Raw genomic sequence first — 18,325 nt, forward strand, 5'->3', positions numbered from 1 at the left:
ATTAACTTTATTTAGTATCTGGTGTCCATCTTCCTTCATTTATTGCCTTTATAATACTTAAGTCTACTTTTGGCTCTCTAGCATAAGTTAGTAAACCATTTATTTCTTGCTCTACATCAGTTACTTGAGTATAACAAAATCCTTGAATTAATTTAGATTTTAGCATTGGAGCTATTACATTATAATATCTTAAAATGAAATCTTCATCGGATGTTGCTGCGGAATATCCCCAGCCTTCCCATTCACTCTTTTGATATGAAATTCCTCCCATTTCAGAAATAATTATAGGTTGTCCTTCATAATTCCATTCTTTAGCAAACATACCTCTTCCTGAGTGTTTTGTTTTTAAGATATTATCTAAACAAGAATATCTTTCGGTTAAAACTTCATTTCTATATTCATAATCATGAATTGTAAGAAGGTCTGTTTTTGTGTGTTCCCATCCATCATTAGAAATAACAACTCTTGTTTGATCAAATGACTTTGTTAACCAATACATAGCAGCTGAATGAGCTTGCTGATCTTTATTATTCATTATTGAATCTACACCCCAAGACTCATTTAGAGGAGTCCATGCAACTATTGAAGGATGATTATAATCTCTTTCTATCATTTCAATCCATTCATTATTTAACATCTTAACATATCTTCTTGAATAAACATATGCATTAGCCATTTCTCCCCAAACCAATAGTCCTAATTTATCTGCCCAATATAAAAATCTTGGATCTTCTATCTTTTGATGCTTTCTTACACCATTAAATCCCATCTCTTTGCACAATTTAATATCTTTAACAAAATGTTCATCTGTTGGTGCTGTAAGTAATGATTCTTCCCAATATCCTTGATCTAGTAATAACTTTTGGTAATAAGGTCTATTATTCAACATAAAGACCCCATCCACGATTTCTACTTTTCTTAATCCAAAGTATGATTTAACTGTATCAATAATAGTATTTTTCTTGTAAACACTAAACTTAATATCAAATAATATTGGATTTTCTGGACTCCACGCCAAAGATTCATGATGATTCCAATCTAATGTTAATTCTTGATTTAATCCAAAAGCTCTCTTTTCTCTGCTACTCATTAAAGCTATTTTATCATTAACTATTACTGTATCCTTAACTGATATTTCTACGCCTAATGAAGTTTCAGTAATATCTCCTTCAAATTCATACTCAACTAAAACTGTCTTTTTATCTAAATCAGGAGTAAGCCACACTTTCTTCAAATATGTTTCACTTACTGGCTCTATCCAAACAGATTGCCAAATTCCTGTTGTTCTTGTATAGAATATTCCATGAGATTCTTTTCTCCAAAATTGTTTTCCTCTTGGTAGTTCTAAATCAGTTGCATAATCTTCAACTCTTAAAACAATTAAATTATCTTTTTCCTTTATAACACTTGTTATATCTACAGAAAAAGGTACATGTCCACCTTTATGAGTAAATAAATGCTCACCATTTACCCATAAATCTGCCTTATAATCAACAGCTCCAAAGTGCAATATATTCCTTTTATTTTTCATAACTTCATCTAAGTCGAAAGTTTTTGAATACCATACTATATCATGAAATTCCTTTATATTTATTCCTGAAAGCTCAGTTTGATAAGCATAAGGAACTAATATACTCTTACCTAGTTTTGGGTTCTTGTGCCACCCATCCTTTATTCCTATATTGTTATCATCAAAATCAAATTCCCACTCTCCATTTAAATTAATCCAGTCTTCTCTTACGAATTGTGGACGTGGATATTCATTTCTTGGTATATTAACTGTCATATCTATTCCTCCTAAATTTTAACCCTTAACTCCTGATTGTAAAGATAATCCTTCCATAAAATACTTTTGTGCTACTAAATATAATATTAAAGTAGGTAAAATTGCTAATACTGTTACAGCCATTAAATGAGCTACTTTTATACTATAGCCAGTCTGTAATGTTCTTAATCCTGCTGTTAATGTTAATTTTGCTGTATCATTCATAATAATTGTTGGCCATAAGAAATCATTCCAAGAACCTGTAAATGAGAATAATCCAACTATTATTAATATTGGCTTACATAATGGTACTATAATCTTAGTATATATTCTCCAAGTACTTGCACCATCAACTCTTGCTGACTCATCATATTCCTTTGGAATTCCCATCATAAATTGCCTAATCAAAAATATATTAACTACTCCACCAAGGCCAGGAAATATTAATGCCCATGATGTATTTACCCAATTTAAAGTATCCATTATTTTATATAACGGAATTAAGTTTACAACAGCTGGAAACATCATTGTCATTAATAAAAATCCAAAAATAGCATTTTTCCCTTTAAAATTCAATCTTGAATATGCATAAGCTGCCATTGAACTAATTATTACTGCTAAAATTGTATGTGTTACAGAAACAAAAAGAGAATTACCAAACCACTTAATTATTGGTGTAACTGTTGTATCTGATAATACATCTATATAGTTTTCAACTACCCATTTTGCAGGTAAGATACTAAATCCAGTTGTTTGTACTTCTACCTCAGACTTAAATGATGTCAAAATAGCCCAAATCAATGGTGTAATCCATACTATAGCAAGCACTAAAACTAATAAAAAGCATGCTATTTTCTTATAATTAAACTTTTTCTTTTTTAGTTTATGCTCCATATTATTTTCCTCCCTCACTTAAGTTATAGGTAGCACCTGCAGTTTTTATTTTTGCTTTATTTAATTTCTTATTCTTTTTTCTTTGCTTTTTAGCTAAAACTTCATCTTCATCTCTTGATAAAACCGCTTGTAAAATACAAATAAATAAAATACATATACCGAGCATTGCTGCCATTGCTGAAGCCATACCTGCTAATGAGCTTCCTTGTCCAAATCCTAATTCTCTTATGTACATTAATAGAACTCTATTAGCTCCATTAGGTCCACCATTATTAAACATAAGAGGTTGTCCATATATATTAAATTGTGCAATAGTTGTCATAACTAGCGTATATAAAATTTGGCTTTTTATTGATGGAAGAGTAATTTTGAAAAACTGCTTTAAAGCTCCTGCTCCATCTATAGCTGCTGCTTCATAATAATCAGTAGGAACACTTGCAATAGCCGCTTGATATATTACCATGTTACTACCAATACACCACCAAACAGTTATTATAATTAGTGCTATCCAATACCAAGGGAAAGTACTCCCCCAATTTATATCTAAATTAGTCATATTATTAACTAATCCAAAAGTCTTATTAAACATGAAATTCCATGCTAACATTACTGCTGAAATAGAAAGTAATCCCGGAACATAAAATACAGATTGAAAAAATTTATAGCCTTTAGGCTTAGTATTTAAAAGAACAGCGAATAATAATGGAATTGCTATGCAGAAAGGTATTGTTAAAACTGAGAAAATAAAAGTATTTCTTAATCCATTCCAAAACTGCTCATAAAAAACTGATTCACTATTCACTAATATTTCATAATAATTCTTAAAGCCCACCCATTGTGGTGTTGAGTATATATCCCATTTAGTAAATGAAACATATATTCCAACCACAGCTGGAATTAAAAAGAATAGAACAAAAAGAATTAAATGTGGTGCTATAAATGAATATGGTGCTAAATCTCTCTTTTTACTCATATTTACCTCCTTTAGGATATTCAATTTAGGATCTTTAGCTATAATATTAACTAAAGATCCTAATTACTTAAGCATTGTAACATCTTAATTAAGGACTACATTTTAATAATTTATCATTACATCCTAATTATTGAGCCATTTGAATTTTTTCACTAGCTTCTTTTTGCATTGCTGCTGCAGCATCCTCAGGAGTCATTCTTCCAAAAGCAGCTTCAAATACAACCTTATCTAAAGCTTCAACAACATTTCCATAGTATTTATAATCATATATTTTTAACTTATTTGCATCTTCTAATACAAAAGCTTGAGGCATAGCTTTGAATTCTTCATTTTCTCTAATTGCATAGTTAGCTGGTACTTGTCCTGCTTTAGCCCATTCTAAACTATTTTCACCAATCCAATTCACAAAATCCATAACTCCCTTTGCTTTTTCATCAGTCATTTTATCATTCTTAAGCATTACGAATTGATGTGAAGAACTCCAATCCTTTGGATTATTTTGATCCATTGTTACCATATGAGTAAGTCCCCAATTTACATCTATACCTTTAAGTGAATTTTGCATCCATATTCCTTCTGGCCAAAATACTAATTGACCTGCTCTAAATAATTGACCTGGGTCATCGCCATCTTGAGTAGCTATTTTATCATTTACTAAACCATTTAACTCTGCAAATATCTTTTTTGCTTCTGGAGAATCAAGATTAACTTCTTTTCCATCTTTTGATATATCTCCATTTAATTGAGCTAAATAAGATAAATATTGAACTCTCATCCAAGTTAAACCTAAAGCTGGTATATTATCAGCTGCTGATTTTTTCCCAACTTCTTTTACTTCATCAAGTGTAATAATGCCATCATCTAATACATTAGGACCATACTTAGCTAAAAGATCTTTATTATAATAAGTTGCAAACGAATGTACATCTAGAGGAATACTATATTGCTCATCATTTATAGAACCCATTTGCCATGCATTTTCTACATAATTTGATTCTTTTACTACGCCACTTGCTTCAATATATTTACTTAATGGTTGAAGTAAATTTTGTTCCGCAAACAAAGCAATTCTTTCAGCATGAACTATTGTTACGTCTGGCACATCCTTACCTGATCCAACTACTGTTGGTATTTTTGTATATAGGTCATCTGCTTCAATAGGCATATGTTTAACTTTATATTCAGGATTTGTTTTATTATACTCGTCTATCATTCTAGTCATATTTTCTCCATCAGCTCCAGTAAAAACTGACCAGAATACTATTTCTTTTTTTCCACCAGAATCACTACCTGATGAATCTTCTTTTGAATTACCACAAGATATTAAACCAAATGATAAGATCCCAGCTAAAATAACACTTAAAATCTTTTTCTTTTTCATAAAAACCTCTCCCTTTTGAAACATTTTTTTTGTTTAATTTCAAATTTATTATATCATTTGCTTTATACGTTTTCAATAATTTTTGAAAGTTTTTTCTAATTTTTTTGTTTTATTTCTCCTTTTTTATTGTGTTATTCTGACTTTTTAATAGATTTAAAACATTTTTTCTGTTTTAAACTACTGAAAACTTAGAATGTTAAATACTTTGTTCCAAATTATTTGTTTTAATTCATTTGTTTAATTTCACTTACCATGATATAATTTATATAGATATTATATATCTCTATATTTTTTACTTTATATATAACAATTTTTATAATTGGGAAAGGAACAATAAAATGAAAAGCTTATCTGTAAATTTTAATGATATTGATAAAATGGCTTCTTATGCTAAAGCTCTATCATCAGAAGATAGAATAAAAATATTAAAAATAACTGCTAATAGTGCTCCTACAGTTAATGAACTTGCAGAAGCATTGTCAATTCCCCTTTCAACTACCGCAATGCATGTAAAAGTTTTAGAAGAATGCGGACTAATATTAACAAGATTAGAACCAGCTGTAAGAGGAACCAAAAAAGTTTGTTTTAGAAACGTAGATGATATTTTTATAGATTTAAATCTTCAAACAGAAGAAAACAAACACAGATGTCACTATATAAACATGCCGATAGGTTCTTATGTAAATTGTGACATTAACGGTACTTGTGGTATGGCTAATGAAAATTCACAAATTGGAATTTTGGATAATCCACAAACTTTCTACTACCCAGATCGTTATACAGCACAAATCATATGGTTTGAACAAGGTTTCTTAGAATACCGCTTTCCATTGGATATATTATCTTTCGGAGATTTAACTAGTTTTAATTTATCTTTTGAATGCTGCTCCGAAGCTCCATCTTATAATCCACATTGGCCATCAGATATAACCGTATGGATGAACAACGTAGAACTACATACTTGGACATCTCCAGGAGACTTTGGCGGAAGATCAGGAAAGTTAAACCCCGTATGGTGGCCTCATAGTTCTACACAATACGGACTTTTGAGATCATACAAAATAGATAATACCGGAACATACTGTGATGAAATTTTAGTTTCATCAATTACTTTAAAAGATTTAGATGTTACCAAAACTCCATACCTAGCAGTAAAAATAGGAATAAAAGAAGATGCCGAAAACTCAAGAGGAATAAATATATTCGGAGAAAAATTTGGCGATCATCCTCAATCTATCTTGCTAGGAATTGAATACAATTCTAAAATATAAATTAAAAACCGTAATTAAAGGATTAGAAATCACTTTAATTACGGTTTTTAATTTATATTAATTCAACAATACTCAGAATGAAAGATTATTTATTTTTAATAACCCAATATCCAATTAACTCTATTTAACTATAAACTTATAAATAGTCTCACTAGAATATTTTCTACCCGCCTCAAGAATGGAATCTTCTATAAACAAATTAGATTTTCCAATCGGAACGTTTTGCGTTTCAAGACACACAGCATCTCTAGCTTCTATTTCTCTGCCTATGGACAACTTCCCTTTACTAACATAATTACCACTATAAACTACTACTCCATTACAATCAGTAGAAATCAATAACCCTCTTCCCGATTCTTCATCATATAACTCTACTCTATTTTCAGTTTTCATATAATCTTTGAATTTGAAAAAATGATCATATCCCTTTGTAATATTAAATTGATAATAATCTTGATAAATATCTTGTCCAATTTTCTTTCTCTTAGTAAAGTCAAAAGGTGTATTTAAAACATTAATCATTTTCCCAGTAACAATAGATTCATCATCTAATTCAGTAAACTTATCAGCTTGTATTTGTAAAGTATGAGTAGTAATTTTTCTTTTGCAATTACCACTCAAATTAAAATAACTATGATTAGTCATATTTAACACTGTGGTTTTATCAGATATTCCATTATAAGAAATTTTAAATTCATTATCATTGTTTAATAAATAGCAAACTTCAACTTCTACCTTACCCGGAAATCCACCTTCCCCATCTTCACTTATACAATAAAATTTAACACTAACGAAGTCTTCGCCTTTAACAGTTTTAAAACTAAATTTTTTAACATTAAAACCATTATATCCACCATGTAAAGTATTATTCCCATCATTTTTATTTAACTCATAATCCAATTCATCAATTCTAATTTTAGCTCCGCCTATTCTTCCAGAGTTTCTTCCTATAACAGCTCCAAAATAAGCAGTAGTATTTAGATAATCATCACAATCTTCATATCCCAAAACTATATTTTCATATTTACCATACCTATCAGGAACATTTATTTGTGTAATTATACAACCTAAGTCAATGCATTTAACTTCAACACCATTATCATTGATTAAAACAATTTCTTTGTATAAATTCCCACTTTTTGTTTCTATAAAATTTGTTTTAATATCCATTTTCCCCATTCTCCTTCGCATATTATTGATTAAAATAACACTAATACCCTTTTTATCACATAATTAAAATCAGTATTATTATTTTAAAACATTATTTATGTTTCAATTATAATCCAAATTGTACTTTTTTTAAATATATTAATTTATTTTTCCAGACTTTATTTGAATCTACTAATTAGATATTAAAGCTATTATTAATTTCAACTAATAATATAATGAAAGTAAAAATACAAAAAGAGCCATGTAATGTTTATTTTATAAATCATTACATAACTCTTTTTTTTGAAAAACTTACAAATTAATAATTAACTATTTGTGAGAAATCAGCAGCTACTAAGCTAGCTCCACCAACCAAAGCTCCATCTATGTCAGACATAGCCATTTGATCTTTAATTGTATTTGGCTTAACTGATCCACCGTATTGGATTCTTACTTTATCAGCAACTTCTTTGCCAAACATTTCAGCAACAACGCCTCTGATAGCCATTATTGTTTCATTAGCTTGCTCATTAGTAGCAGTTTTACCTGTTCCTATTGCCCATATTGGTTCGTAAGCAATAACTACTTTTTCTGCTAATTCATTTGATAAACCTTCTAAATCAGCTTTAATTTGATCTCCAACAACTTCATTAGTTGTTCCATTTTCTCTTTGCTCTAAAGATTCTCCACAGCAAAGTATTGGAGTTAAGTTATGAGCAAATGCAGCTTTAACTTTCTTGTTTAAAGCTTCATCAGTTTCATTGAAGTATTCTCTTCTTTCACTATGTCCTAAAACAACATAGCTAACTCCCATAGCTTCTAACATTCCTGGAGCAACTTCACCAGTGAAAGCTCCTTTTTCTTCAAAGTGCATATTTTGAGCAGCAACCTTAATGTTTGATCCTTCTACTGCTTTTAATACAGCATCTAAACAAACAAAAGTAGGGCATACTACTACGTCACATGTAGCATCTTTTACTAATGGTTTTAATTCTTCTATAACTTTTACAGCTTCTGCTGGAGTGTAGTGCATCTTCCAGTTTCCTGCTATTATCGCTTTTCTCATTTAAATCACCTCTTATATTTAATTTGAATAATGAAGGAGTAAAAGAATGAAAAAGTTAAGGTAATTATTCACCGAAGTTGAATAATTAAAATTAAATTCAATTTATAATTTCACTTAAGTGGAATTATAAATATTTTTTATTTTCTTAATCCAGTTCACTGGATTATTTCCTCAACTCTTTCACTTATAGTTAAAAGTATAACTTTTAACTATAATTTTCACTTTTTTCATTCTTCACTTTTAATAACTAAACTCGTTTTATTTATTATTTAGCGCTTCTATTCCTGGTAATACTTTTCCTTCTAAGAATTCTAATGAAGCTCCACCACCTGTTGAGATGTGAGTCATCTTATCTCCGAATCCTAAGATATTAACAGCTGCAGCTGAGTCTCCTCCACCGATAACTGTTGTAGCATCTGCATCTGCCATAGCTTTAGCAACTGCAATTGTTCCTTTGTTGAAGTTTTCGAATTCGAATACTCCCATTGGTCCGTTCCATATAACTGTTTTAGCATCTTTAATTGCATCAGCATATAAAGTTTCTGTTTTTGGTCCGATATCTAATCCCATGCTTCCTGCTGGAATGTTTTGATCTTCTGTAACTACTGGTTCAACATCTTTAAATTCTGCAGCAACTCTGTGGTCAACTGGTAATAAGAATTTAACTCCTTTTGCAGCTGCCTTTTCGATCATTTCCTTAGCATATTCAATTCTATCAGCTTCTACTAATGATGATCCTACTTCGTATCCTTGAGCTTTTAAGAATGTGTAAGCCATTCCACCACCGATGATTAATGTATCAACTTTTTCTAATAAGTTGTTAATAACAGCTATCTTGTCTGAAACTTTAGCTCCACCTAATATAGCAACGAATGGTCTAACTGGATTGTTTACTGCTTCACCTAAGAATTTTAATTCTTTTTGAATTAAGTATCCACATACAGCTGTATCTAAGAATTCAGTAACTCCAACTGTTGAACAGTGAGCTCTGTGAGCTGTACCAAATGCATCATTTACAAATATATCAGCTAATGAAGCTAATTCTTTTGAGAATTCTTCAATGTTCTTAGTTTCTTCTTTTCTGCATCTTGTATTTTCTAATAATACAACATCTCCATCTTTCATTTCTGCAACAGCAGCTCTAGCATTTGCTCCTACAACTTCTTCATCTCTTGCAAAAACTACTTCTTTGTCTAGCATTTCGCTTAATCTCTTAGCAACTGGCGCTAATGATTTTGATGCATCTTTTCCTAAATGTGAGCAAAGTATAACTCTAGCTCCATTGTTGATTAAGTACTTAATTGTTGGTAATGCACCGTTTAATCTGTTTTCATCAGTTATAACGCCATCTTTTAGTGGCACATTGAAGTCACATCTTACTAAAACCTTTTTACCTTTAACGTCTATATCTTCGATAGTTTTCTTATTAAAGCTCATTGATTTCACCTCTTAAATTTATTTTGATTAATCTATACAATTTTTATAAACACAAATTTATAATTCTTAATTAATTTAAAATTGGCCTGGCCTCATAGATTTTCTATAAAACCAGACCAACAATTATATTTCTTTAATTATACAGTTAACTATTTAATTATCTAGTTACGAAGTATTTTAAAGTTCTGATTAATTGGTTAGTGTATGACATTTCATTGTCGTACCAAGCAGCAACTTTAACTAATTGCTCATCTCCAACTGTCATAACCTTAGTTTGAGTTGCATCGAATAATGAACCGTAAGTGATTCCGATTACGTCTGATGAAACTATTTCATCTTCAGTGTAACCAAATGATTCGTTTGCAGCAGCAGCCATAGCAGCGTTTATTTCTTCTACAGTTACTTTCTTGTCTAAAGTTACAACTAATTCAGTTAATGAACCTGTAGTAACTGGAACTCTTTGAGCACCACCATCTAATTTTCCTTTTAATTCTGGAATAACTAAACCAATTGCTTTAGCAGCTCCAGTTGAGTTTGGAACGATGTTAGCAGCAGCAGCTCTACCTCTTCTTAAATCGCCTTTTCCGTGAGGACCATCTAATGTGTTTTGGTCATTAGTATAAGCGTGGATTGTAGTCATAAATCCTTTTTGAACTCCAAACTTGTCGTTTAATACTTTAGCCATTGGAGCTAAACAGTTTGTAGTACATGAAGCACCTGAAACAACTGTTTCAGTACCATCTAATATATCATTATTTACGTTGTAAACAACAGTCTTGATGTCTCCAGTTGCAGGAGCTGAAATAACAACCTTCTTAGCACCAGCTTCTAAGTGTAAACCAGCTTTTTCTTGAGAAGTGAAGAATCCAGTACATTCTAAAACTACGTCAACGTTTAATTCTTTCCATGGTAAGTCAGCAGGATTTCTTTCAGCTGTAACTTTTATTTCTTTTCCGTTAACAACGAAAGCTCCTTCTTTAACTTCGATTTCTCCGTTGAATCTTCCTTGTGAAGAGTCATATTTAAATAAGTGAGCTAAAGTCTTAGCATCAGTTAAATCGTTGATTGCTACCACGTTGAATTCTGGGTTTTCAATCATTAATCTTAACGCTAATCTTCCTATTCTTCCAAAACCATTAATTGCTACATTTACCATTTGCAATTACCTCCTAAAAATAGTTATATTTAAAATTTTTAAAATTTTAAGCTTGTTTAGTGTGTTCCTTAATAAATTCTACAATTTTTCTACCAGCTGCTTCATCTGTTATTAATACTGCATTTTGATTTTTCATCATTGTTGCAATAATAGCATCAACTTTATTTTCCCCAGCTGCTACAGCAATATGTGTGTTAATTTTTCTTGCTTCATTAATATTTATTCCAATTGAAGTATTTTCTGAAACAACTTTGGAATCTTTGTTAAAATAACAACCAAAAGCTTCACCGACAGCTCCAAGAGATTTAAGTTTATTAAACTCTTCTTCTGAAACATCTCTCTTTTCTGCCATAACTAAAGCATCACCAATACCATAAATTAAAATATCGGCCTTATGGATATTATCTATAACTTCCTTTATTTCCTTTTCCTTTAGTAAAGTATCTAAAAGCTCTAAACTAAGATTCTCAGGAAGATGAAGCAATTTATAAGCACCATTTAACTTTTTTGCTAAGGATGCAGCTAATGTACTAGCCTGTATTTCAACTTTTCTTCCCATACCTCCTCTTGCTGGAACTACGAGAATATTTGAAACATTATTTATCTTAGGTAATGCCTCTACAAATTCTTTTATAGTATTTCCCCCAGTTATAGCTATTATATTATTATCTTTAATAATTGATTTTAGATAATTAGCTGTAGCTTTACCAAGTTCTTTTAATATTATTTCGTTTGCTTCTGCATCACCTGGAACAATTATTACATCTCTTAACCCAAGGAAGGACTTAATGTTTTCCTCAATATCTGATAAACCTTTTATTTCATGTATGAAATCTTTAAGCTTATCCACTACTTCTTGTCCCTCTTCGGTAACTGTCATTCCTGGAGTATTAATCTCTATCAAATTTTGTGATTTTAAAAAACTTATTTCAGTTCTTACAATCCTTTCTCCAAGATCTAACTGATTGGCTAAAACACGTCTTCCGATAGGCTGATTGTAATATATAGTCCTAAGAATACTATATCTTTTCTCAAGGACTTCTACAAGTTCAGGAACTATTTTTTTCTGTAAAGACAATATTTCCTGCACTTTCAACCCTCCTTTGGTCTAAAAAGGTCCCGCATATAATTTATATGTCCCACATTTATTATTATAAAACACTTCTATGAATTTTAAAAGTACTTTCTGCAAACTTTTCTAAAAGTTTTACAAATTTTTAGCATTATAACTTTATATATCCTATAAAAGTGAGTATATGTAAGTTTGCTTATTCCATTACCTTGCTCTACTTCAACTTATATTTACATGTGTCCACAAGGTCTAAAAAAATAAACTCTAATAGAAATGCTAGCTTTTATCTCTACTATATTTAATATAAACAGCTAACATCTCTATTATAAATTCCCCTTTATAATCCTTTTTTATTCTATTTTTTATAATACTATTTTTACTCTATCCTCTTTCTTTTACTTGATGATTTTATTCCTATTTCTTCTCTATATTTTGCTACTGTTCTTCTAGATATATTAAGACTCTTCTTATTTAATTCATCACATATTGCTTGATCTGATAAAGGCTTTTTCTTATCCTCTTCATCTATCATTTCTTTTATTTGTTTTTTAATATTAACAACAGCAACATCTTCACCATCACCTTGAGATTTACTTAAACCTGTTGTAAATAAATCCTTTATTTTCACAGTTCCAAGGCTTGTTAATATATATTTATCCTTTATAGCTCTACTTACTGTTGACTCGTGTATTCCAAGCTCTTCTGCCATTTCTTTCATAGTCATTGGCTTTAAATATTTTTGCCCTTTATCAAAATACTCTTTTTGCTTCTCTACAGTTTTTTCTAATATTCTAAGTAAAGTACTTTTTCTTTGTTCTATACTTTTTATTAAAAACATAGCGCTATTCAATTTTTCTTTTACATAATTTTCTGTACTTTTATCTTCCTTATTATTTAAGATATCTTTATATATATTACTTATTGATAATCTTGGTATAACTCCATCATTCATAATAACAAAATATTGTCCATCAATATTTCTAATTGCTGCATCAGGTATTATAAATTTAACTTCGTCCCCTGTATAAAATCCTCTAGATGGTTTTGGCTCCAAACTTTTAATTATATCTCCTAAATCTTGAGCTTCTTTTGGAGTTATTTTTAAGTTTTTTGCTATAACACTATATTTATTATCTGCTATTAAATCTAAGTATTCATCTATTATTATTTCTAGATTATCATCTAATATCCCCATTTTTATTAACTGTATTTTTAAACATTCCTTCAAATCCCTAGCCCCTATACCATCTGGTTCTAAATCCTGAAGTATCTCTAATGATTCTTGACCTAAATCAATCGGGATATTTAATTCCTTGCATATATCTTCTAAAGGCATGTCCAAATATCCTCTGCTATCAATATTCTCAATCATATATGATGCTATTGCTTTTTTTAACTCATCTTCGTCACTTTCAAGCAATTGTTCATGCAAATACTCTGTTAACGACTCTTTTTCTGATATAAAATTAAAAGGTGATACATCTTCATCCTTATTATAGTCTCCATAACTTTGAGATCCATAATTATCGAATTCTAGATATTTTATCATTTCTTTATAATCTATCTTATCTTGATAATCCTTTTCTTCTTGAACAAAGTCAAAATCTCCTTCTAGTATTGGATTTTCTACAAACTCGTTTTCTATATATTCTCTTAAATCGCAAGTTGACATTTGTAAAAGCTTTATAGATAACTGCATTTGTTGGGTCATTATTAATTTTTGCTCTTGTGTGAGATTTAAATTAAAATCTAATTTCATAAAGTACACCTTCATTTCCAAACTATAAACTATATCTTTTGCTTAATATACTAGTAATAAGGATAGTGCTCCTTATTACTAGTATAAACTGTAAGTAAACGTTATATCAAGTTATTATTGCACTTTAAATTCTAATACTTCTTCTTTTTTCTTAGGAATTTCAATCTTTTCTCTAATTACTTCACTTTTATAATTATTTATTAAATTTATAGTTTCTTTATCTAGTAATGATTCATTCATGATTACTTCAATAGTATTTTCTTTTAAACCTTCATTTATTTTATTAATTTCTCCACTCTTAAACATCCCATCATTTGCCTCTGATATACTTTTATAAAGTATATCATCAAATCTAATCTCTAAAGATGCAAGTGCATTATCTTTATAATCACTATAAACTTCTTGTGCATTCATGCCACTGTTGATTACATACTTTCCTTTTTCTTTAGCTGCTTTAAAAACCCCTTCTGAAGCTCTACCTGCCGCAGTTAAAATAACCTCGCATCCTTTATCATAAAGGTCTATTGCTTCTTTATATGCTAAATCAACATTTGCACAATCTTCAACATATTTTACATTTTCCCCTGATAATAATTTGGGTAATGCTTTGGAGTTAGATACTTTAATTCCTGACATATATCCTGATAATAATAATTTATTTGGTTCATTATCTTTAATAGCTATATAACCAACTTCTTTATTAGAGCTTCTTTTCCCAGCAATAACTCCTACTAAAAATCCGCCTTCTTCATATTTAAAATCTACATTTTGCACATTACTTTCCCTTATTTTATTAGTAGTAACTATAAACCTCTTGTCTCTATAATTGGTGGCAGTTTCATTAACTACATTTTTAAACTCTTCACCAACAACAATTATTAAATCATTACTCTTGGTTGCTTTTATAAATTGTTTTTGAAAATCCGCTTCATCGTCTTTGTCTATTTCTATAGTAGTTAATTTAATATCATCTTCTATAATAGATTTATTTATTCCGTTTAATCCTAATTGATTAAGTCCTTTATCTTCTAAGCAACCTTTATTAACAACATAAGCTACTTTTAATTTATCCAAATCTATTATGTGACTATTAAGAACTCCACAACCTGTGAGCATGAAAGTTAAATATATACTTATAGTTAGTAAAAATAGTTTTTGTTTTTTCACTGAAACCACCTTCCTTTTTACTTTATGTTACCCAAATAAATATATAAAAATTCAGTTTGTACTTTTCAAAAAAATAAAAAAAGATAAAGAATTTAATCTTTATCTTTTTTATTTCATTATTAAAAGTTATTCATTATTAAAAATTATCTATCATTCCATAAATTTACTTTATAATCTTAAATTCTAACCTAAAAATTTATATTCTTTCAAGTTGTTCATAAATACTTTAAGTTTATTTACTCATAAAAAACAATCCACTTACTTTTGTTCCAGAATGTATTCCAACTGCACAACCTGGTTTTGTTTCAATATATTTTATATTGTTATCAACTAAATATTTCTTAAGTTCATCCTTCATTTCTGGGCTTTCTATTTCAATTAATATAACAGGCTCATTTTTATCTGGATTACTTGATTCATAGTCTGATATTATCTTCTTTAATGCTTTTTTATTTCCTCTTACTTTATCTTTTGCAGTCATCATTCCATCTTCGAATCCAATTATAACCCTAAGACCTAATGCAGTTCCAATTGCGCCTGCTGTCTTTGATATTCTTCCGCCTCTAACTAGATTTTCTAATGATTCAAAACATAATGATGCATTCATTTTAGGTATCATAGTTAGTAGTTCTTCCTTTATAGCTTCTGCACTCAATCCCTTATCTCTAAGTTCACAAGCCTTTAAAACAAAAAATCCTTGAGCTGATGTTATAACTTGTGTATCTACTATAACTATGTCATCTGACTCAATCATATCTTTTGCAATACATGCAGAATTATATGTTCCACTCATATTAGAGGACATAAGTATTGCTAAAACTTTATATCCTTCATCTAAATATTTTCTAAAAATTTCTTCAAATCTAATAGGAGTTATTTGAGCTGTTGTTGGAAGTATTTTCTCTATTTGTATTTTTTCTTGCATTTGCTCTAAATTAATTTCTTCTCTATCAATATAACTTTCATCACCAAAATTAATTAAAACAGGTATAACTTCTATATTGTTTTGTTTAATTAACTCTTCTGGAAGATCTAAACAACTATCTGTTAATATTTTTATCTTTTCCACTTCTATTCCCCCTAATTTATTTCATTTCAGGAAAACCTATTTGCCTTAAAGCCTCATATGCAACAATAGCAACTGTATTTGAAAGATTTAAGCTTCTAGTACTTGTTTTAATCATTGGCACTCTTATTCCTTCATGACTGTTATGTACTTCTTCTGGAACTCCTGAAGACTCTCTACCAAACATTATAAAGTCTCCTTCTTTAAATGAAACTTCATCATAATGTACTCCACCATGAGTAGTTGCTAAAAAAATTCTTTTATCTCCATACTTTTTCATAAATTCTTCATAACTTTCATGCATTTCAAGCTTTAATTCGCTCCAATAATCTAATCCAGCACGCTTTACTTGTTTATCATCTATTTTAAAGCCCATAGGTTTAATTAAATGTAGCGTTGAATTTGTTAAAACACAAGTTCTTGCAATATTACCTGTATTTTGTGGTATTTCTGGTTGGTATAAAACTATATTTAAATTCAATTTTCTTACCTCCGATTAAAAAAGTAAGATGAAATCATCTTACTTTAGTGAAACTATATAAAAAATGATACTATATGAATCTTCATTAGTCAAAACATTTAGCATTTATTAATAGAATATTATTTTCTATTATAAAAATAATATAATAACTTAAACGTTTCTAACCATTAATCAAATAAATATTCTATTATCTTTTCTTTAAAAACTATTTTATTCTAGAAATATACTACTATCTCTGGAAACATAATTATATTTAATGATTAATATGCTTATTTAAAATACTTTAATACTGAAGATTCTATAGTTTAAAGAATTTTTTTATTGCTTTTTCGACTCCATTTTCAATATTAGTATCTGTAATATAATCTGCTAATTTTTTTACTGGTTCTATTGCATTTCCCATCGCAACTCCAACTCCAGCATATTCAATCATAGATAAGTCATTTTCATTATCTCCAATACACATAATTTCTTCTCTTTTAAAACCATAATAATTTGCTAAGGCTTTTACAGCATTACCTTTTGATGCACCTTTACTATTAATTTCAACGCTTCTTTTTCCTGAGCCATAATATACTATACCTTCAAATGTATCTAGTTGTTTTTTTACTTTTAAAATCTTCTCTGGCTTCATTGAAAAAGCTATACATTTAGTTATTTTTCCATGATTTTTTCTAAAAAAATCTTTCCACTTTTCTATATTATTTATAACATAATAATTTATTTTTAAATTATCATATCCTATTTGCTTTGTCATATATAATTTGGTTCCTAGCTCTGTAAGCTTATTACTACAATATATACTATCTAAAGTATAAAAATGAAAATGCATTTTCATCTTATACAACTTTTCAACTAATTTAATGCACTCCTCAGTTTCTATTGGCTTTTCATATATAACTTTGTTTGTGTTTTTTTCTCTAACAATAGCTCCATTAGCTGCAATAACAGGTGATTCAACTCCTAAAAGATGTGAGTAATACGCTGCATTATTGTAAATTCTCCCTGTAGTTACTACTATTTCTACACCCTTTTCGTGAATTTCTTTTATTATTTTTTTACTTTCTTTAGATATTTCTTTCCCTTTACCTAGTAAGGTTCCATCCATATCAATACAGACCATTTTGTATTCCATAAAATACTCCTTTATTCACCTTTTCATATTATTATAATATCATTCTACTGGATTTTCGACAATAAGCTTAACGCCCTAATAACATTTATTATTCCTATTTAACACAAAAAAATAAATCAGGACCACCCGTAAAACGGGTGGTTTGCTCTACGCCTATAAGGCTCTGTTACTGGCTGTGCTACTCGCACATCGAACGGTTTGCCAACCGCATATTTTCACTGGCTACCCCTAAAGGGGCTTTATTACTTGCCTTTCTTTACCGGCTCACCTGTAAACGGGTCTATGTATTCTTTTAGACTTATTTGTTCATAAACTAAATCTTCTTGAATTTGATTTTTTATATATTCTTCAATTACTTTTTTATTTCTTCCTACTGTATCAACATAATACCCCTTACACCAAAACTGCCTATTTCCATATTTATATTTCAAATTTGCATGTCGGTCAAATATCATTAACGAGCTTTTCCCCTTTAAATATCCCATAAATTGTGAAACACTCAATTTGGGTGGTATACTAACAAGCATATGTATATGATCTTTGCATGCATTTG

16 protein-coding genes are annotated in these 18,325 nt (G+C 29.4%); 1 reads left to right on the forward strand and 15 read right to left on the reverse strand.

Annotated elements, in window-relative coordinates:
• Positions 1–7 precede the first annotated feature (7 nt).
• From CSBG_RS12960 to CSBG_RS12975, 4 genes are all read right to left on the reverse strand, one after another.
• A complete protein-coding gene (locus CSBG_RS12960; protein ID WP_008680196.1) occupies positions 8–1,786 on the reverse strand; it encodes a glycoside hydrolase family 2 in 1,779 nt (592 codons plus the stop codon).
• Between the two features lie 18 nt (positions 1,787–1,804).
• The gene (locus CSBG_RS12965) at positions 1,805–2,659 is read right to left on the reverse strand and encodes a carbohydrate ABC transporter permease (RefSeq protein WP_008680198.1); all 855 of its coding nucleotides are present in this window, start codon (positions 2,657–2,659) and stop codon (positions 1,805–1,807) included.
• Position 2,660: 1 nt separating this feature from the next.
• Positions 2,661–3,632 (reverse strand): sugar ABC transporter permease, encoded by a 972-nt coding sequence (locus CSBG_RS12970; protein ID WP_008680199.1) that lies wholly within the window; start codon positions 3,630–3,632, stop codon positions 2,661–2,663.
• 127 nt (positions 3,633–3,759) lie between these two features.
• Positions 3,760–5,013 carry an extracellular solute-binding protein gene (locus CSBG_RS12975; RefSeq protein WP_008680200.1) on the reverse strand — a complete coding sequence of 418 codons (1,254 nt, stop codon included), beginning with the start codon at positions 5,011–5,013 and terminating at the stop codon, positions 3,760–3,762.
• 338 nt (positions 5,014–5,351) lie between these two features.
• On the opposite strand from CSBG_RS12975, the gene CSBG_RS12980 reads away from it, so the two are divergent.
• Positions 5,352–6,284, forward strand: a complete 933-nt coding sequence (locus CSBG_RS12980) for a helix-turn-helix domain-containing protein (RefSeq protein ID WP_008680201.1) — start codon at positions 5,352–5,354, stop codon at positions 6,282–6,284.
• Between the two features lie 120 nt (positions 6,285–6,404).
• On the opposite strand, the gene CSBG_RS12985 is transcribed toward CSBG_RS12980, so the two are convergent.
• The 11 genes from CSBG_RS12985 to tnpA form a co-directional block, all read right to left on the reverse strand.
• Positions 6,405–7,454, reverse strand: coding sequence for an aldose epimerase family protein (locus tag CSBG_RS12985; RefSeq protein ID WP_008680202.1), 1,050 nt, complete (start codon positions 7,452–7,454; stop codon positions 6,405–6,407).
• A gap of 298 nt (positions 7,455–7,752) precedes the next feature.
• The gene (gene tpiA, locus CSBG_RS12990) at positions 7,753–8,499 is read right to left on the reverse strand and encodes a triose-phosphate isomerase (RefSeq protein ID WP_008680203.1); all 747 of its coding nucleotides are present in this window, start codon (positions 8,497–8,499) and stop codon (positions 7,753–7,755) included.
• A 258-nt stretch (positions 8,500–8,757) separates the two neighbouring features.
• Complete coding sequence (locus CSBG_RS12995) at positions 8,758–9,936, reverse strand: phosphoglycerate kinase (protein WP_008680205.1); 1,179 nt, start codon at positions 9,934–9,936, stop codon at positions 8,758–8,760.
• 157 nt (positions 9,937–10,093) lie between these two features.
• Complete coding sequence (gap, locus tag CSBG_RS13000) at positions 10,094–11,092, reverse strand: type I glyceraldehyde-3-phosphate dehydrogenase (protein WP_008680207.1); 999 nt, start codon at positions 11,090–11,092, stop codon at positions 10,094–10,096.
• A 46-nt stretch (positions 11,093–11,138) separates the two neighbouring features.
• The gene (locus CSBG_RS13005; RefSeq protein WP_008680209.1) at positions 11,139–12,182 is read right to left on the reverse strand and encodes a sugar-binding domain-containing protein; all 1,044 of its coding nucleotides are present in this window, start codon (positions 12,180–12,182) and stop codon (positions 11,139–11,141) included.
• Positions 12,183–12,540: 358 nt separating this feature from the next.
• Positions 12,541–13,923 carry an RNA polymerase factor sigma-54 gene (gene rpoN, locus CSBG_RS13010; RefSeq protein WP_008680210.1) on the reverse strand — a complete coding sequence of 461 codons (1,383 nt, stop codon included), beginning with the start codon at positions 13,921–13,923 and terminating at the stop codon, positions 12,541–12,543.
• Between the two features lie 114 nt (positions 13,924–14,037).
• Entirely contained in the window at positions 14,038–15,090 is a 1,053-nt protein-coding gene (locus tag CSBG_RS13015) for a BMP family ABC transporter substrate-binding protein (RefSeq protein WP_008680211.1), read from the reverse strand.
• A gap of 232 nt (positions 15,091–15,322) precedes the next feature.
• Positions 15,323–16,159 (reverse strand): DegV family protein, encoded by an 837-nt coding sequence (locus CSBG_RS13020; protein ID WP_008680212.1) that lies wholly within the window; start codon positions 16,157–16,159, stop codon positions 15,323–15,325.
• Between the two features lie 16 nt (positions 16,160–16,175).
• Positions 16,176–16,637, reverse strand: a complete 462-nt coding sequence (locus tag CSBG_RS13025; RefSeq protein WP_008680213.1) for a tRNA (cytidine(34)-2'-O)-methyltransferase — start codon at positions 16,635–16,637, stop codon at positions 16,176–16,178.
• A gap of 298 nt (positions 16,638–16,935) precedes the next feature.
• The gene (locus CSBG_RS13030) at positions 16,936–17,772 is read right to left on the reverse strand and encodes a Cof-type HAD-IIB family hydrolase (RefSeq protein ID WP_008680215.1); all 837 of its coding nucleotides are present in this window, start codon (positions 17,770–17,772) and stop codon (positions 16,936–16,938) included.
• 242 nt (positions 17,773–18,014) lie between these two features.
• On the reverse strand, positions 18,015–18,325 hold a 311-nt coding region (tnpA, locus tag CSBG_RS13035; RefSeq protein WP_008680216.1), incomplete at its 5' end, for an IS200/IS605 family transposase.

Origin of the sequence: Clostridium sp. 7_2_43FAA, assembly GCF_000158375.2 — a bacterium.
GTDB lineage: Bacteria > Bacillota > Clostridia > Clostridiales > Clostridiaceae > Clostridium > Clostridium tertium.

Coding starts and splice junctions, on each gene's coding strand:
- CSBG_RS12960 (WP_008680196.1), bottom strand. CDS start 1,786: ATGACAGTTAATATACCAAGAAATGAATATCCACGTCCACAATTCGTA.
- CSBG_RS12965 (WP_008680198.1), bottom strand. CDS start 2,659: ATGGAGCATAAACTAAAAAAGAAAAAGTTTAATTATAAGAAAATAGCA.
- CSBG_RS12970 (WP_008680199.1), bottom strand. CDS start 3,632: ATGAGTAAAAAGAGAGATTTAGCACCATATTCATTTATAGCACCACAT.
- CSBG_RS12975 (WP_008680200.1), bottom strand. CDS start 5,013: ATGAAAAAGAAAAAGATTTTAAGTGTTATTTTAGCTGGGATCTTATCA.
- CSBG_RS12980 (WP_008680201.1), top strand. CDS start 5,352: ATGAAAAGCTTATCTGTAAATTTTAATGATATTGATAAAATGGCTTCT.
- CSBG_RS12985 (WP_008680202.1), bottom strand. CDS start 7,454: ATGGATATTAAAACAAATTTTATAGAAACAAAAAGTGGGAATTTATAC.
- tpiA (WP_008680203.1), bottom strand. CDS start 8,499: ATGAGAAAAGCGATAATAGCAGGAAACTGGAAGATGCACTACACTCCA.
- CSBG_RS12995 (WP_008680205.1), bottom strand. CDS start 9,936: ATGAGCTTTAATAAGAAAACTATCGAAGATATAGACGTTAAAGGTAAA.
- gap (WP_008680207.1), bottom strand. CDS start 11,092: ATGGTAAATGTAGCAATTAATGGTTTTGGAAGAATAGGAAGATTAGCG.
- rpoN (WP_008680210.1), bottom strand. CDS start 13,923: ATGAAATTAGATTTTAATTTAAATCTCACACAAGAGCAAAAATTAATA.
- CSBG_RS13030 (WP_008680215.1), bottom strand. CDS start 17,772: ATGGAATACAAAATGGTCTGTATTGATATGGATGGAACCTTACTAGGT.